We start from the raw sequence: 26,174 nt of genomic DNA, 5'->3' as shown, positions 1-26,174 counted from the left end.
TTAAATCAGTACATGAATTTCACTTCATGCTTTACGATCTTGGTTTTGCAAGGCCACGGTCGTAAAGTACAATACTGCCTGCAACAGATACGTTCAAACTTTTCTCTGATTTGAATTTGACCAAATGATGGCATTTGGCCATAGCCGCCTTAGAGAGTCCGTTATCCTCAGCTCCTAATAAATAGACACAGCGTCTAGGGTGTTCAAATATTTCTAAGTCGGTAGCGCGTTCATCAAGTTCCACGCCTACTAAGCGAGCGCCTTTGGGTAAGTTGTTGTAGAAATCCTCGAAATTTTCGTAATGAAAATACGGTAAAGATTTTACAGCATTGTGCGTATCGCAAGCCTGCTTGGCATATCGATTTCCTATGGTGAAAATATAACTTGCACCCAGGTTTTGGGCGGTGCGCCACAATACACCAAGATTTTCGGGTGTTTTACCGTTTTGGATGCCAATGCCAAAATACTCTGTTACAAAATTGTCGTTCATGCCGCAAAATTACAAAGTGTTTGCAGGTTAATCAAGTTTTTGAACCGGATTATACTCAGAATGCATTACAAGTTTACATCTGACAGAAGTACATTTTTTTTGGAACTGACAATCTTGATAATTGAAGACTCTTAGCCCAGATAGAAGCGGCATCCTTTTATCTCGTTTTTAAGAACGAGATAAAAGATAGAGCGAATAGCGGGAAGCAGCTCCTGATTGACTTAATTATATCTTAAAACTTTAATGGTTAATACCTTGAGTATTTATAGTTCAACTATACGTTATAATTTCTTACCAGTGAAAATCCTTAAAACTAAAATAGCGTAAACTCTTAAAACATAATAAAACTAATTTTAAAGTTAATACCTTTTGTGTGTATTTCAGCATTATTATAAAATTGACAAAACAAATATTCCTACAAATTTTACACTAACTCATAAATAAAATGTACTTTTAATTTCTTTTTTAGATTTATGATATGAATAAATTTTTTGTGTTTTTGCTATTCTCATTTTCTCTATCAATATATGCTCAGGGCGAGGCTAATATTTGGTATTTTGGTGAACGTGCAGGATTAGATTTTAACAGCGGTACTCCAGTTGCATTAACTAACGGAAAACAGACTACTTATGAAGGTTCTGCAACAATATCAAACAGTGCTGGTCAATTGTTATTCTATACTGATGGTGTATCTGTTTATAATAAAAACCATCTCTTGATGGAAAATGGAAGCGATCTAAGAGGTAATAATACCAGCACACAATCTGCTATAATAGTAAAAAAGCCTAAATCTTCCACGATTTATTATATTTTCACCTGTGATGCTCAAGGGAGTAATGAAGGAATAAAGTATTCTGAAGTAGATTTATCTTTAAATGGGGGATTAGGAGCTGTTACTTCCAATAAAAATATTCTATTATTCACGCCAACTACTGAAAAATTAACAGCAGCTTTAAATAGAACGGGAGAGGGAGTATGGGTAATTACTCATGGATATGGAAGTAATAATTTCTACTCATTCTTTGTAGATAACTCAGGAGTAAATTCTATCCCAGTTATTAGTAGTGCTGGTGTGGAAGTAGCAGGAGCTCAAGATGCTATTGGAAGCATGAAAGTGGCTCCAACAGGTGATAAATTAATTTGTGCTAATTTATCAAGTTTAACCGAACTGTTTAATTTTAATAACCAAACTGGTGTCGTAAGTAACCCTCGATTGATTACGAATAAACCAAAAACTTATGGTGTAGAATTTTCACAATCTGGAAAAATTGCATACCTAACAACCGGAAGTGATATTCCGAAGAAATTTGAGCTGAATCAATATGATTTAACAGCTATTAATATCCCTGGATCTGAAATCAATTTAGTTACTACAATCTACAGGGAATCTAGCCCACTTGCCTTGCAGTTAGCTCCTGACGGGAAAATCTATGTAGCCAATGACCTAGTTCCTTATTTAAGCGCTATTGCTAACCCTAATGTTTTGGGTATTGGATGTAATTTTCAATTAAAAGCTGTTGACTTGAAGGGTAGACTTTCGTATGCTGGTCTGCCCCAATTTACACCATCTAATCTTCAAGTTACTATAAAAATACAAAATAACTGTTTGGGCGAAAGCGCTTCTTTTTCATTAGATAGCAATCGAGAAATTATTGCTGCGCAATGGGATTTTGGTGATGGCAATTCCTCCACTGATCTCAATCCTAATCATTTTTATTCATCAATAGGAAATTACACCGTTTCCGTAAAAGCAACATCGAATACAGGTGTAACAACAGAAACTAAAAACATTGTTATTTACGAACTTCCTACAGCCTCTCAACCACAAAATATCTCAATATGTGATAACAATAATGATGGTTTTCATGCTTTTGATTTGACATCTCAAAATGCTGTAATACTTAACGGTCAAGATCCCAATTTATATAAGGTTGATTATTATGTTAATGCTGCTGACTATAATGATAATTTAGCCATAAATAGCCCATCTACATACACAAACACAACAGCCTACTTACCACAAACGATAATTGCTTCAGTAACAAACAAAGCTAATCCGTCTTGTAAAAGCAGTACTTCATTTTCAATTTCTGTTAATGAAAGACCTATTCCAGAAATTTCCACTGCTATATCAAACTATGTAGTTTGCGATAATACGAGCATTGGCAATGATACTGATGGACGTGTTCTATTTGATTTAACTCAAAAATCTTCAACAATTTTAAAGGGACAGTCAGCGACTCAGTTTTTACTTAGTTATTACAAGGACATTGCTTTGACGCAAAATATTACAGCGCCATCAGCTTATGCAAATGCCAATGCAACGGAAACGATTTATGTAAAAATGTATAACAAAAATGATCCAATTTGTTTTGCAACAACATCTTTCAACATACAAGTGAATGCATTACCTACTATCAATCAAAATGTTGATTTAAAACAATGTGACGATGATATTAATGGATTTACTGTTTTTAATTTAGAGGAAGCAATCCCAAAAATAACAGCTAATCCTACAAACGAAAGCATCACTTTTTTTTCAAAACAAATTGATGCACAAAATAATCGCAACCCAATAACTAATCCCACTAATTATAGCAATCAAATAATCAATAACGATATAGTTTATGCACGAATTTCAAACTCCAATGACTGTTCTAAAATTGCAACAATAAACCTAATAGTTTCTACAACACAAATTCCGATTAATTTCGTTAGAAATTTTACAGTTTGTGATGATGCCGTTTTGGGTACCAATACAGACGGTATTTCTAATTTTGATTTTAGTAGTGTAAATAAGGAAATAAAAGATCTTTTTCCTATAGGACAGCAACTAGATATTACCTACTATCGCAATCTTAATGATGCTTTAATAGAAAAAAATTCAATTTTAGATATTGTAAATTACAGAAATATAGGGTATCCCAATTCACAAAAAATTTATGTTCGAATTGATAGTAAACTTAACAATGATTGTTTGGGTTTAGGTTCTCCTATTCAGTTAACTGTTGAAATAATACCAGTTATGCAACTTATTAAGGAAATACAATGTGATGACAACCACGACGGCTTTTTTGCTTTTGACACCTCTACAATTCAAACTCGATTATTGAATGGTTCAACTAACGTCACTTTGAAATACTTTGATGAAAACAATAATTCTTTATCAAGTCCGCTACCCAATCCTTTTGTAACTCGTTCGCAAATAATAAAAGTAGAGGCAACCAACAATTCAATGACTGCTTGTTCCTATGAAACAAAATTAGAATTCGTGGTTTCGGATTTACCAGAAGCCTCTCCTATTCCGTCCAATTTATTAATTGTTTGTGATGATGAAATCGATCCCACTCAGCAAGACGGAAAATATGCTTTTGACACTTCGACCTTTCAAAATACCATTTTGAGAGGTCAAACAGGAATGATAGTCAAGTATTATGATGCTAGTAATAATTTACTTTCAAGTCCATTGCCCAACCCGTTTGTAACCAGCTCACAAAATATAAGAGTAGAGGTAATTAATTCAAATAATGCGAACTGTAAAGCAACAATGACTATACCATTTGTAGTTCATTCATTACCGCCAATAAACTTGACTGGTGAGGAACGACTTTGCAGCAATATTAGGAATTCTACCAAAGTAATCAATGCTGCCCTTGTTGATGAATTATTAATAGATAATTACACATATGAGTGGACTTATAACGGAAATATAATCAGTGGCGAAACAGAATATACTTTAACAATTGACAAAACGGGAACCTATACCGTGAAAGCAACTAGTGTTGACGGATGTTCTAGAACTAGAATAATTATAGTTTCTGCATCTAATATTGCTAAAATAGAAAACATAAAAATAGAGGATCTTACTTCTACTAATAGTATCCATGTTTCCGCAACGGGTACAGGTGACTATGTATATGCCTTGGATGACGAAAATAGCTACTATCAATCAGAAAATCTTTTTACTAATGTTAGTGCAGGAATGCATACGGTTTATGTAAAAGACTTAAATGGTTGCGGAATTACCTTGCAAGAAGTAGCAATACTTGGAATACCGAATTTTTTTACTCCAAATCAAGATGGGTTAAATGATTATTGGAATATAAAAGGTGTCAACAATAACTTTAATGCTAAAACAATTATTTATGTTTTTGATCGATATGGTAAATTAATAAGCAAGTTAGATCCTTTAAATCAAGGTTGGGATGGAAATTTTAATGGGCGACCTTTGCCTTCTGACGACTATTGGTATACGGTAGCACTAGAGGATGGTAGAATTTTGAAAGGACATTTTACCTTGAAAAGATAAAACAACAAGCACAATAGGCTATAAATTAAACTTTAATTTATTATTTTAATTAGTAAGCCTAATTTTTAATTAATTAGAGATTTCTCAATTCCGATACTCTCTAGCCCCGATAGCAGCGGCATCCTTTTATCTTGTTTTTAAGAACGAGATAAAAGATAAAGCTAATAGCGGGAAGCAGCTCCTCATTCCTAAATTTAACACAAGGACTTTTCAAACAAATCATTTATATTTGCAGTTCAGTCACGAGACAATTTTTAATATCAACAATTCACATAAAATGAGACATACAAAAGTTAAAGACTTACTAAACAGTACAACGACGCTTCATGAAGTAAATGCAAAAGGATGGGTGAGAACTTTTAGAAACAATCAATTTATCGCGTTGAATGATGGTTCAACAATCAATAATATTCAATGCGTGGTGGATTTTGAAAATACGCCAGACGAAACTTTAAGAAGAGTCACGACTGGTGCAGCGGTGTCTGTAACAGGAACTTTGGTAGAAAGCAAAGGAGCTGGTCAAAAATTTGAAATTCAGGTTACAAAATTGGAGATTTTAGGAGACTCTGATGCTGAGAAATTCCCAATGCAGCCAAAGAAACATTCGCTAGAGTTTTTGCGTGAAAATGCGCATTTGCGTGTGCGTACCAATGCTTTTGGAGCTATTATGAGAGTACGCTCAGTACTATCATTTGCAGTTCACAGCTATTTTCAAGAGAAAGGTTTTGTATATGTTAATACGCCTATTATCACAGGATCTGATGCTGAGGGTGCTGGTGAAATGTTTAAAGTAACTGCTTTGCCATTTGACGGAACACCAAGAACCGAGGACGGAAAAGTAAATTACAAAGAAGATTTCTTTGGAAAAGAAACCAACTTGACAGTTTCTGGACAACTAGAAGGAGAAACTTTTGCAATGGCTTTGGGTCAGATTTATACTTTCGGACCAACATTTAGAGCCGAAAACTCAAATACTTCTCGTCACCTTGCTGAGTTTTGGATGATTGAGCCAGAAGTTGCTTTCAATGATTTGAATGACAACATGGACTTGGCTGAAGATTTTATTCAGTACGTGATTAAGTATGCATTGGACAAATGTTCGGAGGATTTGAAATTTTTAGAAGGTCGTTTGTTAGAAGAAGAAAAATCAAAACCACAAGCAGAACGCAGTGAAATGGCTTTGCTAGACAAATTGAATTTTGTTTTAGAGAACAATTTCAAACGCGTTTCGTATACGGAAGCTATTGATATTTTAAGAGATTCTACACCAAACAAAAAGAAAAAATTCAACTATATCATCAACGAATGGGGCGCTGATTTACAAAGTGAGCACGAGCGTTACTTGGTAGAAAAACACTTTAAATGTCCGGTAATCTTATTTGATTATCCAGCCAATATCAAAGCGTTTTACATGCGTTTGAATGACAATACAGAACCTGGCAGAGAAACCGTTCGCGCCATGGATATCTTGTTCCCTGGAATTGGAGAAATAGTTGGAGGATCTCAGCGTGAGGAGCGTTTTGATGTTTTAGTCGAAAAAATGAAAGCCTTAGGAATTGATGAAGAAGAATTGTGGTGGTACTTAGATACACGAAGATTTGGATCAGCAGTTCACTCTGGTTTTGGACTTGGGTTTGAAAGATTGGTATTGTTTGTGACCGGAATGACCAACATTCGTGACGTAATTCCTTTCCCAAGAACACCAATGAATGCAGAATTTTAATTAAAAGGTTCAAAGTCACAAAGGTTCAAAGTTTTAAAACAGAAATACAAAAAATAATTATAATTCATCAAAATACGTTACTTCGTAACTTTGTTACTCAGTAACTCAGTCCCTTTTTTTATGCTAAAGCAATTCTTAAATTTAAAATTATCACAAAAATTATCTCCACAGCAAATCCAGCTGATGAAGTTAATACAATTGCCTACGCAAGCTTTTGAGCAACGTTTACTTGAAGAAATGAACGAGAATCCTGCACTGGAATCAGGGAAGGAAGAAGATGAATACGAAAAAGACGAGTTCGAAAACGAAGATTACGATGATTATGATGATGCTGAATCAGAGCGAATAGAAGCTGAAGATATCAATATAGATGAGTATTTAAGTAACGATGAAACGCCTGATTATAAAACTCAGGCAAATAATTATAGCGATGATGATGACGAGCGAGAAACTCCTTTTGCAGCGCCAGTAAGTTTTCATCAAGATTTAATCAATCAGTTGAATACTTTTATCTTGAATGATGAGGAGCGCGAAATTGCTGAATTTTTGGTTGGAAGTATTGATGATATGGGATATATCCGCCGCAGTATAGCGGACATGGTTGATGATATGGCATTTACTCAGGGTATTTACACCGATGAAAAAATGGTACAGAAAATGATGCATGTTATTCATGAGCTAGAACCATCAGGCGTAGGTGCGCAAGATTTGCAAGAATGCCTCTTGTTGCAACTCAAGCACAAAACGCCAACAGAGTACGTGGAACTAGCCACTGATATCATCGAAAATCAGTTTGATGCCTTCACTAAAAAACATTACGATAAATTACTTCAAAAGTATGGTGTCTCTAATGAACAGCTTAAAAAAGCCATTCACGAAATTGAGAAACTGAATCCAAAGCCAGGCGGATCTTTTACCGGAAACAACAAAGTAACCGAAAATGTAGTTCCTGATTTTGCCATTAGAATTGTAGATGGTGAACTAGAATTGACTCTAAACGGTCGGAACGCACCATCGCTGCACGTTTCCAAAGACTATCAGGAAATGATGCAAACCTATAAGGATTCCCGCGACAAATCAGCGCAGCAAAAAGATGCAGTGCAGTTTATCAAACAAAAACTGGATTCAGCTAAATGGTTTATTGATGCCATTCGTCAGCGTCAGGAAACTTTATTTGTAACCATGAACGCCATCATGCATTATCAAGAAGAATTTTTCCTAGATGGTGATGAAACCAAGTTGAAACCAATGATCTTAAAAGACATTGCTGATATGGTGGGTCTTGACATTTCTACCATTTCTCGTGTGGCCAATAGTAAATACGTAGAAACACCTTATGGCACTAAATTGATCAAAGAATTCTTCTCAGAAGCTATGAAGAACGACCAAGGCGAGGATGTTTCGACATTAGAAATCAAGAAAATTCTACAAAACACCATTGAAGAAGAAGACAAGAAAAAACCATTGCCAGACGATCAACTGGCCGAAATTCTTAAGGAAAAAGGGTATCCAATTGCAAGAAGAACGATTGCAAAATACAGAGAGCAACTCGACATTCCTGTAGCAAGAATGAGGAAGAAGATGTAAAATTGCTGACTTAGAAATACTAAAAAGGGGAAATTTGTTTTAAACAAACTTCCCCTTTTTTTTATAAAAGAATAATTCCCCTTATTTTTTCTCCTGATCTTTCCGCATCGCATGATAATAAGCGGCACGGCTTAAAGGTTCATATTCTTCAGTTTCACCTAACATCACCAGTTTGTCATTATCGGTTTTACGAAAACTGTAGTTGGCAAGATTTCCAGTTCTAGTGCACACCGCATGTACTTTCGTTACATACTCAGCAGTTGCCATTAAAGCAGGCATGGGACCAAAGGGATTTCCTTTAAAATCCATGTCCAATCCTGCCACAATCACTCGGATTCCTTGATTAGCAAGATCATTACAAATCTTTACAATTTCATCATCAAAAAACTGTGCTTCGTCAATGCCCACCACATCACAACCTTGTGCCAGTATAGCGATATTTGCAGCAGCAGGAACCGGTGTAGAGCGAATTTCATTGGAATCATGCGAAACCACCATTTCCTCGTCATAGCGCGTGTCTATTGATGGTTTGAAAATTTCTACTTTTTGCTTGGCAAATTGCGCTCTTTTCAAACGACGGATTAACTCTTCGGTTTTACCCGAAAACATCGAGCCACAAATGACTTCGATCCAACCAAATTGTTCTTTGTGATTTACTGTATTTTCGAGAAACATTTTGTTTTTTTCTGACTTAAAAAATGAATAGTTTTTATTACTTTGTAATAGAATTTTAGACTTAAAAATTTTATACTTTTACGTCGTTTCAAAAGTATACAATTTATATCAAATCCTGGATTCGGGAACACTTATTTCAAAAAAATAAAAGTATCAGATTTCTAGAAACGGATTTTGAAACAATACAACAAAGCGCCCAAAACAAATTACAAAACAATAAAAATTACCTAAAACGCTATAATGTCAACAGTTATGAAAAAGAAATTGGAAGCCGATTTGATCAGCATTGCACACCGAATATTACAGCTAAAAAATAAATCCGACATCAATCAATTGTATTTTGAGACCCAAAAACTGTATGAAAAACTTACTGTTTTACGCTTTGTGGAGGAGAATTTTGGGGATGTAAAACCTACTATTGGACTTGCTGCAATGACAGACCAAGTAGTTGAAGTTTTTGAAAAACTTGATACACCTATTGATAATGAAACTGTTGCAGTTGATAACGAAAATACAAGTACTGTTGAACCTACAGAAGATCTAGTTCCTGAGCCAGAAGTAAATCAAGAGGTTCCAGAAGAAGTGACACCAGTAGAAGAAGCGATACCAGTACTAGAAGAACCAGAACAAGAGCTAACAGTTGAGGAACAAGTTGTAGAAGTAGCTCCTGAAGAAACGAATACGGATTTAGAAGAAGAAATTATCGAAGAAATTCCAGATCCAGAGTCCTCAACCGATTTAGAAATAGAAGTAGAGCAGCCAGTAATTGAAGCAGAGTTTAAGCCAGTATTTGAACTTTCGCATGAGATAGAAACGGTTGAAGAAACTCCTAAAAAAGCAAATCAAGAACCTATTCAGATTTCTTTTCAGGATTTATTAGGAGGTGATTACCATGATACGCTTTTTGTAAAAAAACAAGCAGTTGAAAATACGCCTGCAATAGAGCGCCTTGAAATCGAGGAGGAAGTTGCTGTTGAACCTGACACAACGCCAGAGCCTGTTGCAGAAAGCACAAATGAAATACCAGCTGTAAAAGCAGTTTCATTAAACGATAAATTGGCCAAAGGAATAAACATCGATTTGAATGACCGTTTGGCATTTATCAAACATCTTTTTGGGAACAGTAGCGAAGATTACAACAGAGTTTTAAGTCAGTTGAACTCTTTCAATACTTTTTATGAAACTCGTGATTTTGTTCTTGAAATGGTGAAACCGGATTATAACAATTGGGTTGGAAAACAAGATTACGAAGACCGTTTTATGGATATCATCGAAAAGAAATTTTTGTAAATCCAGCTCCTTTTTGAGCAATCAATTTGAACAATTACAAGCAATTGCTTGTATGCAACCTTTATGACCATGTCAAAATTATATATCGTTCCTACACCCATCGGCAATCTCGAAGACATGACTTTTCGAGCCATTCGAATACTAAAAGAAGTCGACCTGATTCTTGCCGAAGATACCCGTACGAGCGGCAAATTGTTGAAGCATTTTGAAATTGGCACGCACATGTACAGCCATCACATGCACAACGAACATAAAACCGTTGAGAACCTTATTTCAAGATTGAAAGCGGGTGAAAACATCGCTTTGATTTCTGATGCGGGAACGCCAGCCATCTCTGATCCTGGTTTTCTTTTAACGCGTGCTTGCATAGAAAACGGTGTTGAAGTAGAATGTTTACCTGGAGCTACGGCGTTTGTACCCGCTTTAGTAAACAGTGGTTTGCCCAATGATAAATTTATTTTTGAAGGTTTTATGCCTGATAAAAAAGGGCGTCAAACCCGTTATTTGGCTTTAGCCGAAGAAACCCGAACGATGATTTTATATGTCTCACCGCACAAGTTGGTAAAAACTCTAGTGGAGTTTAGTACTTATTTTGGCGATGACCGTCATATTTGTGTTTCCAGAGAATTATCAAAATTACATGAAGAAAATGTGCGCGGTACGGTTAAAGACGTTGCAGCACATTTTGATAAAACAGCCCCAAGAGGGGAAATCGTGGTTGTTGTTGCAGGTAAGCCTGTGACAAAAGAACCTAAGAAAAGTAAATTTTCAGGAGAGGAGTTACATGAGTAAGGATAAAGTAATTATTATTGGTGCTGGTTTGTGTGGCTTGTATACTGCTTATTTACTACAGCAAAAAGGATTTGAGGTTTTAGTTTTGGAAGCGAATGATCGAATAGGTGGCCGCATAAAAACTGTTACTGCCTCAACTGGAGTTACTGTCGAAATGGGTGCGACTTGGTTTGGAAACCAACACCGCAATCTCTTAGCATTAGTTCACGAATTCAATATTCCCTACTTCAGACAGCATACTCAAGGTATTTCCCTATTTGAAACGATGTCCTTTGTACCACCACAAAAATTTGAAATCTCAGAGGCTGAAGAACCTTCGTTCCGAATAGAAGGCGGAACCAAGGTATTGATAGAGCAACTCATCAGTAGAGTTAGCATCGAGCACATAAAAACACAAACTAAAGTTACCTCAATAAAAGAGCAAGGCAATCAATTAGTTGTGACAGATACCAATGGGAACAGCTACTCTGCTGACAAAGTTATCAGTACCGTTCCACCTAATTTGGGGATTAATACTATAACTTTTGAACCCAATTTACCCGATAATTTAGTTCAAGTAGCCCACAAAACGCATACGTGGATGGGCGAAAGTATTAAATTTGCAGTAGCCTATACAACTCCTTTTTGGAGGGTGCAAAATTACTCAGGAACGTTATTCAGCCAAGCAAGTATTATTCAGGAAATGTATGACCATACTTCCTTTGATCATTCCGGTTTTGCTTTGAAAGGATTTTTAAATGCGGGAACGTCTGTACTTTCTAGAGAGGAGCGCCAACAAAAAGTAATCACCCAATTAACAACTTTTTTTGGTCCCGAAGCAGCAAATTATGTTTCCTATCATGAAAAGGTTTGGAGAGAAGAATCTCTAACATTTCATCCTTACGACCAACTTGTTTTAGCACATCAAAACAACGGCCACATTGTTTTTCAAAAACCGTTTTTGAACGGAAAACTGTGTCTATCTGGTTCAGAAACCGCTCTGCAAAACCCTGGTTATATGGATGGCGCGGTTGCTGCCGCAAAAACTATTTCATCTCAATTTTAATATTTTTGATTATGACAATCACCACTTTTTTAGAAAAATTAAATACAACGCCAGAATCAATCGCATTTGCAGATACCATTGCAGTTATTGAGCAGCATTATGATTTTGAACCCACTGCGTTTGAGAATGGGACTCAACACAATGCTGCTGGTGAAAACTCAGGTTCTTGTAAAATATTTGCTTTTGCAGAAATGCAGGGACTAACTCCAGAAGCAACTTTAGCTTGCTTTGGCGCTTACTATTTTGAAGATGTTTTAGGAAATCCTGACGGGACTGATCATCAAAACATTCGCAATTTTATGAAAACGGGCTGGGACGGTATCGCTTTTTACGGCAGTGCTTTAACGTTGAAATAAAACAGCTAAACTACCTTTTCGATACTACTTCATATCGAAATTTCAAATTTATAATTAAACATCAATATGCGTTGGACTCTTAAACCAAATCCACCTGAGGAGACTGTGAAACATTTGGCGAAAGCCTTAAATGTAGAAGACTTCGTGGCTACTTTATTAGTGCAACGTGGCATTACCACTTTTGAGGAAGCTAGAGCTTTTTTTCGTCCAAGTTTAGACAATTTACACGATCCATTTTTGATGAAAGACATGGATAAAGCAGTGTCTCGTATTGAAACAGCGATTAAAAATGGTGAAAATATTTTGGTTTTTGGTGATTATGATGTAGATGGTACAACTGCTGTTTCGCTAGTATCCTCATATTTAAAGACTTATTATCCAAATGTGGCTACCTATATTCCTGATCGCTATGATGAGGGTTACGGGGTATCTTTTAAAGGTATTGATTTTGCTGATGACAATGAATTTACCTTAATTATTGCATTAGATTGTGGTATTAAATCCATAGACCATGTCAATTATGCCAAGGCAAAAAATATTGATTTTATCATTTGTGATCACCACAGACCAGGTAATTCTTTGCCTGATGCAGTTGCAATTTTGGATCCAAAGCGAGACGATTGTACCTATCCCTATGACGAGTTGTGTGGTTGCGGAATAGGTTTTAAACTTATTCAAGCTTTAGGCAGTAACCGAGAGCAAAGTATTTCTGATTTGATTACGTACCTCGATCTTGTAGCAGCAGCCATTGCTGCCGATATTGTTCCAATGACTGGTGAAAATAGAGTCTTGGCATACTTTGGCTTACAGGTTATTAACAGTGATCCCAGACCAGGAATTAAAGCAATCATTCATCAAATAAAAAAACAAACATTGGACATTACCGATGTAGTTTTTATCATTGCACCCAGAATTAACGCCGCAGGTCGCATCAAACATGGCAACCACGCTGTGGAATTGTTAACCGAATTTGATTTTGAACAAGCACAACAATTTGCCTCTGAAATTGAAGCCTACAATGTGGAACGTAAGGATTTAGACAAATTAATCACTAAGGAAGCACTGAAACAAATAGAGAATAATGGGGAGAAAGAACGTTTTACGTCGGTTGTTTTTCAAGAAGATTGGCATAAAGGTGTGATTGGAATCGTTGCTTCTCGATTGATAGAAACCTATTACCGTCCGACACTTGTTTTTACTAAAAGTGGTGATAAGTACGCTGCTTCGGCTCGGTCTGTAAAAGGATTTGATGTATACAATGCACTTGAATCTTGTGCTGAACATTTGGAACAATTTGGAGGTCACATGTATGCAGCAGGCATGACATTGCTTCCAGAAAAATATCAGGAATTTAAAGAGGCTTTTGAAAAAGAAGTTAAAAATACGATTCATCCTGATTTGTTAACACCAGAAATTGCTGTTGATGCTGAAATTAATTTTACGGATATTACGCCAAAACTTATTCGAATACTCAAACAATTTGAACCTTTTGGGCCTCAAAATATGACTCCCATTTTCCTAACTCAAAACATCAAAGATACGGGCTATGGAAAAACAATGGGACAAGAAGACGATCATCTAAAACTTTTTGTAAAACAATCCCGAAGCCTCGGCACCGAAGGTTTGGCAGCCATTGGGTTTAATTTAGGAAACAAAATCGAATTAACTGCACATCAAAAACCTTTTCAAGCCGTGTATTGTATTGATGAAAATGAGTGGAACGGTAAAGTAAGTTTGCAATTGCGTCTAAGAGACATTAAAGCACAAAATTAGAATCGATGAAACAAAATGATCCGTACTCCGCATTACGCTATAAAGAATTTAATATTTTTTTATTACTCCGTTTTGCGATGGTTTTTGGCTGGTCTATGCAGTTTATTGTCATAGAATGGGAAGTTTATAGTTTGACTAAAAGTCCCTTATCATTGGGTATAATAGGTTTAATGGAGGTTATTCCAGCAGTAGGAATGGCCTTATTTGCGGGTCATATTGTAGATCAAAAGGAGAAAAAAGGATTGCTGTTTAAATGCATATTAGGTTTTGCAATCATTAGTTTGGGGTTATTTTTATTGACGTGGCCTCCTTTTATAAAAGATTTTGCAACCCAATCCATTTTATATTCTATCTACTTTTGTGTGTTTTTAGGTGGATTAGTTCGTGCTTTTCTGGGACCAACCATATTCTCTCTTTTGGCCTTAATTGTTCCTAAAAAAGTGTACCCAAATGCGGCTACATGGAGCAGTTCTGTTTGGCAAATTAGTTCGGTTTTAGGGCCTGCAGTAGCGGGTTTCTCAATAAATTGGATTGGCGTTCATTGGTCTATGTGTATTGTTTTAGGCTGTTCGCTTTTTGCGTTACTGGCTTTGACTCAAATTGGAACCAAACCTATTTTGAATCCAAAAATTGGTGAGCCTGTTATGGAAAGTTTAAAAGAAGGAGTCAAATTTGTGTTCAATAACAAGACTATTTTAGGAGCTTTGTCGCTGGATATGATTGCTGTTCTTTTTGGTGGTGCTGTAGCTCTTTTACCAATTTTTGCACAGGATATTTTAAAAGTAGGACCGCAGGGATTCGGTGTTTTGAGAGCTGCTCCCGCTGTTGGCGCTTTTTTAATGTTGATTATCTCAGCATACATTCCTTTTACAAAAAATGCTGGAATGAAATTATTGGTAGCCATTTTTGCGTTTGGAATTTGCATCATTGTTTTTGGACTATCCTCTATTTTTTGGTTGTCTGTTGCGGCTTTATTTTTAAGTGGTGTTTTTGATGGATTCTCGGTGGTGATTCGTCAAACCATTCTACAACTGAAAACTCCTGATCACATGCGCGGTCGTGTAGCGGCTGTAAATTCAATTTTTGTAGGTTCATCAAACGAATTAGGGGCTTTTGAAAGTGGCTTAACGGCTAAACTGATGGGCACTGTGAGTGCAGTGGTCTTTGGCGGAAGCATGACTTTAATTACTGTTCTTTTTACAGGTATCGTATCTCCAACTTTTAGAAAATTAGACCTGCAACAAGATGTTGAAGATCATGAAAAAAGCGAAGAATAATTTTTTTTGAAATGAGTACCTCATAGTCATTACTTAAAAGACGATTCCCATTATCATTCTCAAACTATTTTATGTCTTTTTTAGCTTTTATTATTTAGAATAAATATAAATAATACGTATTTTTGTGTCAAACGGAATACAGATGCAAGAAATAAAACAGATCTATCGTAATAATTTAGGCAGCGCTTTTTACTGGAAAAAAGACAATGCAGTTCTATGGGATAAAGTTCAACTTATTTTTAGAGAAACGGGATTTTATTTTACCCAACAAGAATTGCAGCTATTTAAGTGCTGTATTGACGAGAGTTACCTCCAAAACAATTGTTGTGCCTCTTGTGAACTAAAAAATAGATGTCATAAATTTTTATTGAAAACGCCTTGTTCTCAAATTGATTTGGCCGTTTCTATGGAGGAATTAAATGCTGTAAAAGATTTAGTAGAAGGAACTTTGTTTAAAATTAAGTTAGAATATTATCTTTTTGGAGAGGGAATGAATTGACGTTTTCTAATAAATTTCAATCCTACTTTTAGACACAAAACTGAAGTAGTTCTATTGCAATGAAGCACTTCTTTTACAATAGTAACGTCATAAAATCTAAGTCAACTGTGGTATTTTAGTTTGCCAATATAAATTAGAGTTTTATCAGATGGTATTGCGTAACAGGAGTATGAAATTGTAGTCTAATAAGGAAACCAATTTAAACTTTATAATTATGATTTTAACAACAACTAATTCTGTAGAAGATTACAAAATATTAGAGTATAACGGCATAGTGTCAGGTACAGCCATCAACATGCAAAAAATGGGTTTAACTTTTAGCATGCAAAAATATTATGACGGAATTAGTGAAAGTATAGCAGAAGTAAGAGAGAAGGCATTTGCCAACCTAAAAATAAATGCCGAAAAAATGAATGCTAATGCAGTAGTAGGAATTCAAGTGGATGTAGAGCTCAAAAGCGGCGAAGGATTAATCACTGTAATGATAACGGGAACAGCAGTGAGTGTTGTGAAAAGATAGGTAGCCGTGAATTCTTTTTTTCTAAACTAGTTTAGCATTAAATTAATCTAACTACTAGTTTATAAATACTACAAAACCGCCTCGTTTTGAACAAGGCGGTTTTAAAATATTGATAGTATCTGTTTGAGACTTTTGAAATCCTTTTAGTGTGATATTTTATTTGTTTTAATTACGATTTCAAAATTAAAAATCATGTTAATTCATAATTAATGCAATAATGTGATATCGAGTTTTAAATTTTTCTTAATCTATAGATTTATTCATCAATTCTGTAATAATTGATATCGTCATCAGACTCCCCACCAAATACAATATTGTTATTTCTAAATGTTGCAGGATATTCTTCCATATGATGTTCTAGTAATCTTTTTGGCAAAGAATGTAATATTTTTAATTTTTCAAATATAACGGTACAATCATCTTTAAAGTATTTATAGGTACCTCGATGTTTTTTTTCGATATTATCCTTTGTGAAAATTTGTTCAAAAGTACCATTTGCATTTATGATTAAAATATTTTTTGCTTCTTTGTCATAGATATTTTTATAACTACCAATAAATGACACTGTATTATTACATTTATCTTTATTTACACATGAGAAACAAAACAAACAGATTGAAAATATTTTTATGTAATTTACCATAATTAATTTATTTTTAACTTAAAATGGAAGTACTGCTCAATTGTTGAAAGGGGTTTGTTGAAGTTACTTCCTAGCTGCACGAAGTCTCATGACTTCGTAAATATTTAAAGGATTCATGATACGTAAACTTACTAAAAATCTCCTGACTTTTTCTAAAAATGTATTGTAAAATCTATAGTTTTTCATTTCAATTCATAAACTCTAGGCTAATTAAAAAAACGCTACAAAATAACCAAACCGCTATTTTGTAGTGTTTTACAGATGCAATAAAGCAAATAATAGTAAATGTGCCACTGGAAAAGTCTAGAAAACTTTATCATATTACATTTTTTAAAGGCTTTTAAATTCGCAAAGTTATGTGATTTGGCTATGATTTACGATAGGTTATTTGCTCTTGAGATTGCATAGGTTTCTGTGAAAAACGATTTACATCGATACATATCATTATTCCGACACTGGACAAACATTCATAGAATTAACTTCATATAACATAACATTCCCTTTTTTCTTCTCAGTAAAATCAATAATGTAAAACACTTTTAATTGTGTAAACAACTGACATATAATGTCATTCTGTTCATATTTTTTTAAAAAATTTATTCCAATTATATGTTCTTTATTTTTTTTAAAAAATGCTTTATTTACTATCCTCACTTCAGAAATTATATTTGCATCCTTTTTTTCCCAATTTTTAAACTCTGGGTGTTGAAAGTAAAGTGCTAACTTTCCTGGTAAAACAAAATTATAAGCTCTTTCATCAAAATTATTTGGTTTAATTCTAGTATCAATTGAGTATTTTCTTTCGTTGATTTTTCCTTTGAATTCAATATAAATAGTGTCGGACTCTTTGAGAGAATTATAGTTTTGGCTGAACAGTTTTATTGAAAAAAGCAGCAATAGTAACAAGTATTTTTTCATGTTATTATGATTTAGTTTTTAAACCAATATTTTCCGCTCGTAAACATAATCTAGATTGCTTGATGCTTTAATTTTTCAATGCTAGCTTAAATTAAGGTAAATTTTGATCCATAACAGGCATCACGAGCGGGACACGCGCGCGCTTTGGGGGCGGTATCGAGTTATTCTATTGAATAGCATAGATTTAAATTTATTGCCTTATACAGCAAAACAGCTCTATCTTTTTTTTCTGAATAATCAATTATGTAAAATGTTTTTAATTGATTAAATAACTCACATTGGACATCCTGATAATCAAACTTTTGTAAGGCATCAATTTCAACAATCTTTCTTTTGTTTTTTCTTAAGAATGAACTAGTGACTTTTTTTATTTCAATAGTTTTTTCTGGATTCTTTTCAATTTCAAAAGAAAAAGAATTTTCTTTATTTTTCATATAATTAAAAATATATCTTCGGTTTTTAAATCCATCTTTTTCTTCAGGAAAATCTATTTTTATTTCAAAATCTCCTCCCCTAAAAGGAATATATATGGTATCCAACTTTTTAATGTATTCATAACTCTGCGAACGCATAAGAAATGAAGTAAATATGAGAATTAGAATAAAGAAGTGTTTCATAAAGATTAAATATTAAGGTTGTAAATCATCATGGCCATATTTTATATAAGTAGCTAATAATTTCCACTGATCCGAATTTAATGGAAAATCTAATTGAAAGCAACTTGTTTCCCCTAGGCCATTTAGACTAATATATTTGTAATAATCATACCAATTCCATGAGGATGAAGTTGGTGGCGTAAGAGTTATAAACATGACTCTTTCCTCAGCTTTATTTCTGCCTGCTTGAGTTGTAACTAAATCTCTTATTTCTCCCAGCACTTTTTGCATTGTAGGAATCATTTTGCCGTACATAAAATCGTGCTGTTCGTTAGGAGTAGGATACATGGTGTTTAAAATTGTAGCAAAATTTGCACCAAAGCTAGGATTAGCAGCTTTTGAAAAAAGATAAGCATGAATACATTCATGTAATATTGTTTTTGCATTTTCAATATCGATTTGGGATTTTGTTGTTCCTGCAATAAGTAATTGTTTACTAATTCTTATCGTCAAATTTTTGGTAACAGGATCTTCACTGGTAGTGGCGTTTACTTCTGGTTTAGAAGTATCATTATCTGTAAATACTCGATCGGCTATTTCAAATTTAACGTTTATTCGGCTTTTATCTCCATCAAATAGGTCAATAAAAAGTTTTTTAAACTCTGGAGAAGTTTTTAATGCATCATATAGTTTATTAAACTTTTTATCCTCTTCGGTAACATCTTTTATTGATGATCTATCAATATTGAATGGTGACTTAAAAGATGATTCTACATCAAACTTTAATGATGGATCATCAATCATTTGTGATAGCATCTCTCTAGCAAATTCTATTTCATCGGGGTATGCAATTAAAAAATTACTTATTTCAGCCTTTTTAGCAGTATTCCTACTGCTATTCCACCAGTTTTGTTGATTTAGATCTAGGTATTGCTCAAACTGAACAAGTGCAATATTTGCATTAGCACCTCCGCCTCCAGCGCCATTTGTGAGATTCATTAATTGATTAGGTACTGGAGCGCTATTGTCGTATGAGCTTACGAATGGACAAATAGTAATTATTAGTACCTCATAGTATGCTTTTTTTGAGTCTGTACATTCTTGACCAGGTGAATGGCCAGCACTAGAACCACAATAATGTGTTATTATTGATGTCGTTGAGGTACAATCATCTGCAGTTTTTGCTGATGTTGAATTAGCTTGCTTTTGAGATTGACCATTTATTATCCTACTCTCTGTTTTGATCTTTTTTTTAATGTCAAGTATTTGGATTTTCCCTGAAAAAGTATCGATATTTAGGTAATGGATAGGAGTGTCAGGAATGTATTTTAAATACCCTACTTTTTCTGTATCTCGATCTTTTGTAATTACATAGTACATAAAATACGGGTTTTTTGTAGAATAATTATTCAGCAATAGTAGGTATGTGGTGTATTCATCACCCTTGACTATTTTAGTGAAATATACATTCGTTTTTTCAGTAGCCTTTTGTAGTGTGTTTTCGGAGTAATTAGACTTAAAAGTTTCTGTATGGTTACGTATTATAGGGTTCTTAATTATTGAAAGTAAATGATCCATGGTTACTTTCTCAGTATTAATGTAATCTTTTGTTGTTGCTTCACTGTCTATGATAGCTTCTTCGGTACTACATGATTGTGTAAAAATCAAAATTAATACTGTAAAGAGGCTATTTGCCCTTAACCTAAGTTTGTTTGTTTGTTTGTTTGTTTGTTTGTTTGTTTGTTTGTTTGTTTGTTTGTTTGTTTGTTTGTTTGTTTGTTTGTTTCAAAATGTTTAATCTAAAGTTAGTTTTAATTTCTTTACCAATGTTAAAAAATTAAAGGTATATCATATTGTGTTACGTTTACTTTAAAATCTTATAAAGGCATTTTTCAAAATTAAAATATTAGTTTCATTTCATTTTACGGTTTTTATGTTAAAATTTTACGGTTTTTTGCTTTTATTTTCATTTTTTATAAGTTAAATCTTAAAATAACAAAAGTGATTATCTATACATAGCTTTATTTTAAAAAATATTGCGTCCATATATAGTACAAAAAAACCGCCTTGTTTGAACAAAGCGGTTTTAAAATATTTGTATGTAAGTTTTACACCTTCATGATTTCGGCTTCTTTTACTACTAAGAGTTCATCAATTTTTTTGATGTACGTATTAGTTAAGTTTTGAACTTCTTCCTCTGCACTTTTACAAATGTCTTCTGAGGTGCCGTCTTTTTCTAGTTTTTTGATGTCGGTATTGGCATCTTTACGCGCATTACGAATTCCTATTTTAGCATCCTCGGCCTCTGACTTTGCTTGTTTGGCTAAATCTCTACGACGATCTTCTGTCAAGGGTGGAACACTTATAATGATGACATCCCCGTTGTTCATTGGGTTAAACCCAAGATTTGCAATCATAATTGCTTTTTCAATAGGGTGTAACATGTTTTTTTCAAACGGTTGTAACGTAATAGTTCTAGCATCAGGAACACTGATTTTTGATACTTGAGATAATGGTGTTGCTGATCCGTAATAATCTACAAAAACACTTCCTAACATAGCAGGTGATGCTTTTCCGGCACGAATGTTTAAGAATTCTTTTTCTAAATGAGCAATAGATCCTATCATGGATTCTTGTGTACTATCTAATATAAAATCAATTTCTTCAGTCATAATTTTAGTTTTCAGTTTTCAGTCTCAGTGTACGGTTTTGCCATTGCAGCAGTTGTTCCTTGTGACTGTCTATTATATATTAACTACGGTTCCTATATTGTCTCCTTCGCAAATTTTGAGCAAGTTTCCTACTTTGTTCATGTCAAAAACTACAATAGGCAATTTATTTTCTTGGCTTAGTGTAAAAGCCGTTGTGTCCATTACATTCAATCCTTTTTTCAATACATCTTCAAAAGAAATAAAATCAAATTTTATTGCCGAAGCATTTTTTTCTGGATCACAATCATAAACACCATCAACACGAGTTCCTTTTAGGATCACGTCAGCATTGATTTCAATTCCTCTTAAAACAGCAGCAGTATCTGTTGTGAAATACGGGTTTCCTGTTCCAGCTCCAAAAATTACAATTCTACCTTTTTCAAGGTGTCTGTCGGCTCTTCTCTTAATATAAGGCTCTGCAATGGATTCCATTTTTAAGGCCGTTTGCAAACGGGTTTTCATTCCTTTTTCTTCAAGAGCGCCTTGTAAGGCCATTCCGTTTATTACCGTTGCTAGCATTCCCATGTAGTCTCCTTGCACTCTGTCCATTCCTGCACTAGCACCAGCTACTCCTCTAAAAATGTTTCCACCACCTATTACAATGGCAATTTCTACTCCTTTGTTATGAATTTGCTTGATTTCATCAGCATATTCAGCGAGTCTTTTTGGGTCAATTCCGTATTGTAAGTCGCCCATTAAAGCTTCCCCACTTAATTTCAGTAGAATTCTTTTGTATTTCATGTGTGTGTTGCGTTGATTGGTGCAAATATAGAATTTTCTTTTTTTTTAATATAATCTTGATTGTAATTTATAAACTAAGTTTTTCAAAGGATTTTTTGGCAGCTTGGTAGCCAATATTAAATACTTGGTCCATCTTTATTTTACTGGTTTCAAAGGTGCTGTAAAGACATAAATCCTTAGGTTCAATTACCCAATCACACATATTAAATTTATGAATGTTCGAGTTGGCCGAAAGGATGTCAAAGGCGCGCGTAGTTACTGCTTTAATAGAGCGTAAATCTTTAGCTTCAATTTTTTGAATTGGACTCACATAAATACCAATAATAGTTTCACATTGTCCTTGTAAAACATCTGTGGGGAAATGGTTGAGTATACCGCCATCACTATAAATATTACCATCAATTTCATATGGGGATAGAATACCTGGAAATGCTGATGAGGCTAATATGGCATCAACTATTTTTGTTTTTGGCCCAAAAATTTTAAGTTTTCCTCGCACCATATCTGTGGCTGTAATTTGTACTGGAATTTTCAGGTCTCCTATTGTGGCATCTTTAAAAACAGATTCAAAATAGATTCTAAAAGACTCTGAGTCTATCAATCCCGCTTTTTTAAAAGTTAAGTGTTTCCAATGAAAAAGATAAATAGATTTAAAAAATTCTAAAATTTCTTCGGGTGTTTTGCCCCAGGCATATAGTGCTCCCACAATAGAGCCTGCACTTGTTCCAGCTACTTGGCTGGGTTTTATTTTTTTCTCTTCCAGAAATTTTATTACACCTGCATGTGCTAAACCTTTTGAACCTCCTCCAGAAAGAACAAGTCCTATTGATTTTGTTTTAAGATCCATATTCGCTATTTGTGCTAAAATTACTCTTTTTTATAGAATGGAGAATGATATATATCAACTTTAAAAATCAATTTTTGTAGTAGCTTTGTAAAAACAAATCAAATATCATGAAAATTACTGTAGCCAAAGCCTTGTTTAACAGTCTTTCTTACGCTGAATATAGAAAAAAAATCACCGATTTATTATTAGAAAAAAAGTCTACTGGACCCGTACAGTCTATAGATTTAACGCATTACAGTGAGCTCAATGAAACCCGTATGAAGCGCCTTGATAAAACCATTGTGCTTACCGAAACTACAATTCAAGAGTTACAAGCGTTACAAGAAGAGTATATCTGGTTGGTTATTTCAGAGGGTTGGTGTGGCGATGCTGCTCAACTTTTACCCGTATATCATAAAATGGCCGAAGCAACGGACAAGATTGATTTAAAAATTGTACTTAGAGATGAAAACCTAGAGTTTATGGATTGTTTCTTAACAAATAAAGCGCGTTCCATACCTATTCTAGTAATTATTAAAAAAGAAACAGGTGGTGTATTAGGACATTGGGGGCCAAGACCACAAGTGGCAAAAGATCTAGTTTTGAATTATAAAAAAGAGTTTGGTGTTATTGACGAAAACTTAAAAACAAATTTACAACTCTGGTACCACCAAGATAAGGGACTATCTACTCAAAACGAATTGATAAATTTAATGCGTGAACTTGATAAAAGTACCCTCTAGTTTAATGAAATCAACGTCTAGAGGGATACATTAAACGGATTTAAAATTTTTTTGATTTTTTTAGTTTTAAATGAAAAAATAATCGTAACTTGCTCATTGCTAACCAAGTCTACTTTTTAGTTTGCTTTTTTTATAGGTGTTTGTCTGTTGTTTAACAATAAAAAAACATTATTATGAAAAAATTATTAGAAAGGGTTTATGATTACTTATCTTTTGCACTTTTTGGTGGAAAACATTTGCCTAATTATTAACTAATGACTGTGACCTTTAGTATAAGTTAGTTTAAAACTATAGGTCTTGAAAATGAAAACACATGATAAAACATAAAATGTATTTATCATGTGTTTTTTTTATTGTAAATAGTATTGTTTTCTAGAAAGTTTTCAACGCCAATCCCAAAGTAATACTCTCAGTTTCTTTTTGATTTTTAAAAGCAATATCATAGTGGCTCATTTCTATAAAAAGAACCAAATCATCAGTAGTTTGAATCCCCAAGCTTATTTTTTTGTAAGCACCATTTAATTATCCTCTGCCAAGAGTAGTTCCTTTTCCTAGTTCAAGTTGTAATGCAATACGGGTTTCATCACTACTTTTTGGACTCAATCTAAGATTCGCAAAAACCGGTTCTAGAACAATTTTTTCAGACTATTTCCAGTCTATTCCGGTATGTATTCCTAGCGCTATCCATTTGTTAGGTTCTAAACCAATGCCTATTTTGCTATTGATTCCATCTGGTAGAAACCAACAAGTAACAGTATATCTATTGTTATTTTATGCTCCATTATTTTAATTTCCTTTTATATGATGGTAACATCAAATTGAACGAAGAAGCGTGTTTTGTTTTGGGAAAAAGTAAAAAATGGGAACAATAATAAAATAATGAATAACCTCATTTAAAGGGTGTTTGAGGTAAGACTTTCTTCAAAATCAAGAACGTTAATGCCGTTTTTAACATCATAATCGCCTATTTTTGTGCGTCTTAAAACCGTTAAGTGAGAGCCAGATTGCATAGCTTTTCCAAAATCAAACGCTAAAGAACGAATATAAGTTCCCTTGCTACAGACTACTCTAAAATCTATTTCAGGAAGGGCAATTCGGGTAATTTCAAACTCGTGTATGGTAGTTTTACGGCTTGCAATTTGAATGCTTTCTCCGGCACGTGCATGCTCATACAAGCGTACACCATCTTTTTTTATTGCCGAAAAAATAGGAGGTACTTGATCAATTTCGCCAAGAAATTGTTTTACTGTTTCGTGAATTAATTCTTCGTTGACATGTGCAGTAGGGAAGGTTTGGTCAATTTCTGTTTCTAAATCATAGGATGGCGTTGTGGCCCCTATGTAAAAAGTTCCTGTGTATTCTTTGGCTTGACCTTGAAGTTCTGTAATTCGTTTGGTGAATTTTCCGGTACAAACTAATAATAAACCACTTGCTAATGGATCTAAGGTTCCGGCATGGCCAATTTTGAATTTTTTTGGCAAACCTACTTTATTAATCAAAGCATATTTAAGCTTATTTACCGCTTGAAAAGAAGTAAAATGCAAAGGTTTGTCAATCAATAAAATTTGACCTTCTAGGTATTCATCAGCTGTTTTCAATAGAAATTATTTTAAATACGAAAAGTAAATTAATAAAAACACACCCACAATAATACGGTACCAGCCCCATGGCTTAAATCCATATTTTTTTATGATTTCAATAAAAAACTTTATGGCAATCACAGCAACAATAAAAGCTACCACATTACCAATTAAGAAGAGCAGAATGTTTTGATCTGATTTCAAAATGAGTTCGTAGCCTTTCATTTGTGAACTTTCATACGTTTTTAAAAACACAGAATAACAGGTCACTGCCATCATAGTAGGTACCGCTAGAAAAAAAGAAAATTCTGCAGCAGCATGACGGGATAGACCTTGCTGCATTCCACCTATAATTGATGCGGCAGATCTACTCGTGCCTGGCATCATAGCCAAGCATTGCCAGAAACCTATGGTTACTGCTTTTTTTATAGAAATGTCTTCTTCCTTTAAAACGGTAGGATTTTGAAAATAGTTGTCAATAAATAGTAAAATAATACCACCAAGGATAAGAACTATAGCAATAGGAATAGGATTTCCTAAGATGGCTTCTATTTTATCATCAAATAATTTCCCCAAGACAAGCGCAGGTATTACAGCGCAAATAAGTTTGAGGTAAAAATTAAATTTAGAAAAATCAAAGAATTTTTTCCAATACAATGCTACTACAGCCAATATGGCTCCAAATTGTATAGAAACTTGAAACAGTTTCACAAAATCGTCTTCTTGTATTCCAAAATAAGAACTCAAAAAAACCATATGCGCGGTAGATGATACCGGAAGATATTCAGTCAATCCCTCAATAATAGCTATCAAAAAAGCTTGTAATGTATTCATTTATGCTTTTTTTGGATTTTTTAAAATAGCGTAAATGGTTATCCCAAAACCTATTAAAACGGTTGTTGGCGCTAGTCTAATTCTTCTAAAATTGAATACTTCTTCATTAAAAACTGTTGGGTCTTCACTTCCTCCGCCTGACATTAGAATAAAACCTAAAGCAATAACTCCAAGTCCAATTAATAGAATTTTGTAGTTTACTTTCTCAAACAAAAATTCATTTTTTTTATCTTTATCTTCCATTTG

General features: G+C 34.0%; 24 protein-coding genes. 12 read left to right on the top strand and 12 right to left on the bottom strand.

The genetic code is table 11. The features are described from left to right. Positions 1–31: 31 nt before the first annotated feature. Positions 32–490, bottom strand: coding sequence for an RNA methyltransferase (locus K5V07_RS13955; protein ID WP_221917962.1), 459 nt, complete (start codon positions 488–490; stop codon positions 32–34). Between the two features lie 478 nt (positions 491–968). On the opposite strand from K5V07_RS13955, the gene K5V07_RS13950 reads away from it, so the two are divergent. The 3 genes from K5V07_RS13950 (at position 969) to rpoN (ending at position 8,109) form a co-directional block, all read left to right on the top strand. Next, the gene (locus K5V07_RS13950; RefSeq protein WP_221917961.1) at positions 969–4,799 is read left to right on the top strand and encodes a T9SS type B sorting domain-containing protein; all 3,831 of its coding nucleotides are present in this window, start codon (positions 969–971) and stop codon (positions 4,797–4,799) included. Positions 4,800–5,076: 277 nt separating this feature from the next. Continuing rightward, positions 5,077–6,522 carry an asparagine--tRNA ligase gene (gene asnS / locus K5V07_RS13945; protein ID WP_221917960.1) on the top strand — a complete coding sequence of 482 codons (1,446 nt, stop codon included), beginning with the start codon at positions 5,077–5,079 and terminating at the stop codon, positions 6,520–6,522. A 120-nt stretch (positions 6,523–6,642) separates the two neighbouring features. Then, positions 6,643–8,109, top strand: a complete 1,467-nt coding sequence (gene rpoN / locus K5V07_RS13940) for an RNA polymerase factor sigma-54 (RefSeq protein WP_144894197.1) — start codon at positions 6,643–6,645, stop codon at positions 8,107–8,109. 81 nt (positions 8,110–8,190) lie between these two features. Here the strand turns inward: rpoN and K5V07_RS13935 are convergent, their stop codons facing one another. After that, a complete protein-coding gene (locus K5V07_RS13935) occupies positions 8,191–8,784 on the bottom strand; it encodes a thymidine kinase (protein ID WP_221917959.1) in 594 nt (197 codons plus the stop codon). A 252-nt stretch (positions 8,785–9,036) separates the two neighbouring features. Between K5V07_RS13935 and K5V07_RS13930 the strand changes: the two genes are divergently transcribed. The 8 genes from K5V07_RS13930 (at position 9,037) to K5V07_RS13895 (ending at position 16,336) form a co-directional block, all read left to right on the top strand. Then, the gene (locus K5V07_RS13930) at positions 9,037–10,074 is read left to right on the top strand and encodes a hypothetical protein (protein WP_221917958.1); all 1,038 of its coding nucleotides are present in this window, start codon (positions 9,037–9,039) and stop codon (positions 10,072–10,074) included. A gap of 69 nt (positions 10,075–10,143) precedes the next feature. After that, complete coding sequence (gene rsmI, locus K5V07_RS13925; RefSeq protein ID WP_221917957.1) at positions 10,144–10,866, top strand: 16S rRNA (cytidine(1402)-2'-O)-methyltransferase; 723 nt, start codon at positions 10,144–10,146, stop codon at positions 10,864–10,866. Continuing rightward, the gene (locus K5V07_RS13920; RefSeq protein ID WP_221917956.1) at positions 10,859–11,911 is read left to right on the top strand and encodes an NAD(P)/FAD-dependent oxidoreductase; all 1,053 of its coding nucleotides are present in this window, start codon (positions 10,859–10,861) and stop codon (positions 11,909–11,911) included. The genes rsmI and K5V07_RS13920 overlap by 8 nt, the downstream gene beginning before the upstream one ends. Positions 11,912–11,922: 11 nt before the next feature. Beyond that, on the top strand, positions 11,923–12,267 hold the full coding sequence (locus K5V07_RS13915) for a HopJ type III effector protein (RefSeq protein ID WP_221917955.1): 345 nt from the start codon (positions 11,923–11,925) through the stop codon (positions 12,265–12,267). A gap of 66 nt (positions 12,268–12,333) precedes the next feature. Next, the gene (recJ, locus tag K5V07_RS13910; protein ID WP_221917954.1) at positions 12,334–14,040 is read left to right on the top strand and encodes a single-stranded-DNA-specific exonuclease RecJ; all 1,707 of its coding nucleotides are present in this window, start codon (positions 12,334–12,336) and stop codon (positions 14,038–14,040) included. A gap of 5 nt (positions 14,041–14,045) precedes the next feature. Further along, positions 14,046–15,317, top strand: coding sequence for an MFS transporter (locus K5V07_RS13905; protein WP_221917953.1), 1,272 nt, complete (start codon positions 14,046–14,048; stop codon positions 15,315–15,317). Between the two features lie 142 nt (positions 15,318–15,459). Further along, positions 15,460–15,816, top strand: a complete 357-nt coding sequence (locus K5V07_RS13900) for a hypothetical protein (RefSeq protein WP_221917952.1) — start codon at positions 15,460–15,462, stop codon at positions 15,814–15,816. 214 nt (positions 15,817–16,030) lie between these two features. Further along, positions 16,031–16,336 carry a YbjQ family protein gene (locus K5V07_RS13895; protein ID WP_086454760.1) on the top strand — a complete coding sequence of 102 codons (306 nt, stop codon included), beginning with the start codon at positions 16,031–16,033 and terminating at the stop codon, positions 16,334–16,336. 256 nt (positions 16,337–16,592) lie between these two features. Here the strand turns inward: K5V07_RS13895 and K5V07_RS13890 are convergent, their stop codons facing one another. From K5V07_RS13890 to K5V07_RS13860, 7 genes are all read right to left on the bottom strand, one after another. Then, complete coding sequence (locus K5V07_RS13890; protein ID WP_221917951.1) at positions 16,593–16,979, bottom strand: hypothetical protein; 387 nt, start codon at positions 16,977–16,979, stop codon at positions 16,593–16,595. A 444-nt stretch (positions 16,980–17,423) separates the two neighbouring features. Next, the gene (locus K5V07_RS13885) at positions 17,424–17,897 is read right to left on the bottom strand and encodes a hypothetical protein (RefSeq protein WP_221917950.1); all 474 of its coding nucleotides are present in this window, start codon (positions 17,895–17,897) and stop codon (positions 17,424–17,426) included. Positions 17,898–18,058: 161 nt separating this feature from the next. Continuing rightward, positions 18,059–18,436, bottom strand: coding sequence for a hypothetical protein (locus K5V07_RS13880; RefSeq protein ID WP_221917949.1), 378 nt, complete (start codon positions 18,434–18,436; stop codon positions 18,059–18,061). 90 nt (positions 18,437–18,526) lie between these two features. Further along, positions 18,527–20,161, bottom strand: coding sequence for a SprT-like domain-containing protein (locus K5V07_RS13875; RefSeq protein ID WP_221917948.1), 1,635 nt, complete (start codon positions 20,159–20,161; stop codon positions 18,527–18,529). A gap of 440 nt (positions 20,162–20,601) precedes the next feature. Next, positions 20,602–21,165 carry a ribosome recycling factor gene (frr, locus tag K5V07_RS13870; protein WP_144894208.1) on the bottom strand — a complete coding sequence of 188 codons (564 nt, stop codon included), beginning with the start codon at positions 21,163–21,165 and terminating at the stop codon, positions 20,602–20,604. A gap of 72 nt (positions 21,166–21,237) precedes the next feature. After that, positions 21,238–21,945 carry a UMP kinase gene (gene pyrH / locus K5V07_RS13865; RefSeq protein ID WP_144894209.1) on the bottom strand — a complete coding sequence of 236 codons (708 nt, stop codon included), beginning with the start codon at positions 21,943–21,945 and terminating at the stop codon, positions 21,238–21,240. A gap of 67 nt (positions 21,946–22,012) precedes the next feature. Beyond that, on the bottom strand, positions 22,013–22,792 hold the full coding sequence (locus K5V07_RS13860) for a patatin-like phospholipase family protein (protein WP_221917947.1): 780 nt from the start codon (positions 22,790–22,792) through the stop codon (positions 22,013–22,015). 107 nt (positions 22,793–22,899) lie between these two features. Between K5V07_RS13860 and K5V07_RS13855 the strand changes: the two genes are divergently transcribed. Continuing rightward, on the top strand, positions 22,900–23,514 hold the full coding sequence (locus K5V07_RS13855; protein WP_221917946.1) for a thioredoxin family protein: 615 nt from the start codon (positions 22,900–22,902) through the stop codon (positions 23,512–23,514). Positions 23,515–24,407: 893 nt separating this feature from the next. Here K5V07_RS13855 and truB read toward each other — a convergent pair. From truB to K5V07_RS13840, 3 genes are read right to left on the bottom strand one after another with little or no spacing between them, the layout of a single operon-like run. Continuing rightward, positions 24,408–25,112, bottom strand: a complete 705-nt coding sequence (gene truB, locus K5V07_RS13850) for a tRNA pseudouridine(55) synthase TruB (RefSeq protein ID WP_221917945.1) — start codon at positions 25,110–25,112, stop codon at positions 24,408–24,410. A 6-nt stretch (positions 25,113–25,118) separates the two neighbouring features. Beyond that, positions 25,119–25,928: an undecaprenyl-diphosphate phosphatase gene (locus K5V07_RS13845; RefSeq protein ID WP_221917944.1), complete on the bottom strand. Its 810-nt coding sequence runs from the start codon at positions 25,926–25,928 to the stop codon at positions 25,119–25,121. Continuing rightward, complete coding sequence (locus K5V07_RS13840; protein WP_221917943.1) at positions 25,929–26,171, bottom strand: DUF3098 domain-containing protein; 243 nt, start codon at positions 26,169–26,171, stop codon at positions 25,929–25,931. Positions 26,172–26,174 lie beyond the last annotated feature (3 nt).

The sequence above is a fragment of the Flavobacterium sp. CHNK8 genome, from assembly GCF_019774515.1.
Classification (GTDB): domain Bacteria; phylum Bacteroidota; class Bacteroidia; order Flavobacteriales; family Flavobacteriaceae; genus Flavobacterium; species Flavobacterium tiangeerense.
Note: the sequence above shows the minus strand (reverse complement) of the source record. Positions and strands in the feature narration are given on the sequence as shown.

What these genes read in the sequence shown, in the direction of transcription:
- K5V07_RS13955 (WP_221917962.1), bottom strand. Translation starts at nt 490, where the DNA reads ATGAACGACAATTTTGTAACAGAGTATTTTGGCATTGGCATCCAAAAC.
- K5V07_RS13950 (WP_221917961.1), top strand. Translation starts at nt 969, where the DNA reads ATGAATAAATTTTTTGTGTTTTTGCTATTCTCATTTTCTCTATCAATA.
- asnS (WP_221917960.1), top strand. Translation starts at nt 5,077, where the DNA reads ATGAGACATACAAAAGTTAAAGACTTACTAAACAGTACAACGACGCTT.
- rpoN (WP_144894197.1), top strand. Translation starts at nt 6,643, where the DNA reads ATGCTAAAGCAATTCTTAAATTTAAAATTATCACAAAAATTATCTCCA.
- K5V07_RS13935 (WP_221917959.1), bottom strand. Translation starts at nt 8,784, where the DNA reads ATGTTTCTCGAAAATACAGTAAATCACAAAGAACAATTTGGTTGGATC.
- K5V07_RS13930 (WP_221917958.1), top strand. Translation starts at nt 9,037, where the DNA reads ATGAAAAAGAAATTGGAAGCCGATTTGATCAGCATTGCACACCGAATA.
- rsmI (WP_221917957.1), top strand. Translation starts at nt 10,144, where the DNA reads ATGTCAAAATTATATATCGTTCCTACACCCATCGGCAATCTCGAAGAC.
- K5V07_RS13920 (WP_221917956.1), top strand. Translation starts at nt 10,859, where the DNA reads ATGAGTAAGGATAAAGTAATTATTATTGGTGCTGGTTTGTGTGGCTTG.
- K5V07_RS13915 (WP_221917955.1), top strand. Translation starts at nt 11,923, where the DNA reads ATGACAATCACCACTTTTTTAGAAAAATTAAATACAACGCCAGAATCA.
- recJ (WP_221917954.1), top strand. Translation starts at nt 12,334, where the DNA reads ATGCGTTGGACTCTTAAACCAAATCCACCTGAGGAGACTGTGAAACAT.
- K5V07_RS13905 (WP_221917953.1), top strand. Translation starts at nt 14,046, where the DNA reads ATGAAACAAAATGATCCGTACTCCGCATTACGCTATAAAGAATTTAAT.
- K5V07_RS13900 (WP_221917952.1), top strand. Translation starts at nt 15,460, where the DNA reads ATGCAAGAAATAAAACAGATCTATCGTAATAATTTAGGCAGCGCTTTT.
- K5V07_RS13895 (WP_086454760.1), top strand. Translation starts at nt 16,031, where the DNA reads ATGATTTTAACAACAACTAATTCTGTAGAAGATTACAAAATATTAGAG.
- K5V07_RS13890 (WP_221917951.1), bottom strand. Translation starts at nt 16,979, where the DNA reads ATGGTAAATTACATAAAAATATTTTCAATCTGTTTGTTTTGTTTCTCA.
- K5V07_RS13885 (WP_221917950.1), bottom strand. Translation starts at nt 17,897, where the DNA reads ATGAAAAAATACTTGTTACTATTGCTGCTTTTTTCAATAAAACTGTTC.
- frr (WP_144894208.1), bottom strand. Translation starts at nt 21,165, where the DNA reads ATGACTGAAGAAATTGATTTTATATTAGATAGTACACAAGAATCCATG.
- pyrH (WP_144894209.1), bottom strand. Translation starts at nt 21,945, where the DNA reads ATGAAATACAAAAGAATTCTACTGAAATTAAGTGGGGAAGCTTTAATG.
- K5V07_RS13860 (WP_221917947.1), bottom strand. Translation starts at nt 22,792, where the DNA reads ATGGATCTTAAAACAAAATCAATAGGACTTGTTCTTTCTGGAGGAGGT.
- K5V07_RS13855 (WP_221917946.1), top strand. Translation starts at nt 22,900, where the DNA reads ATGAAAATTACTGTAGCCAAAGCCTTGTTTAACAGTCTTTCTTACGCT.
- K5V07_RS13845 (WP_221917944.1), bottom strand. Translation starts at nt 25,928, where the DNA reads ATGAATACATTACAAGCTTTTTTGATAGCTATTATTGAGGGATTGACT.
- K5V07_RS13840 (WP_221917943.1), bottom strand. Translation starts at nt 26,171, where the DNA reads ATGGAAGATAAAGATAAAAAAAATGAATTTTTGTTTGAGAAAGTAAAC.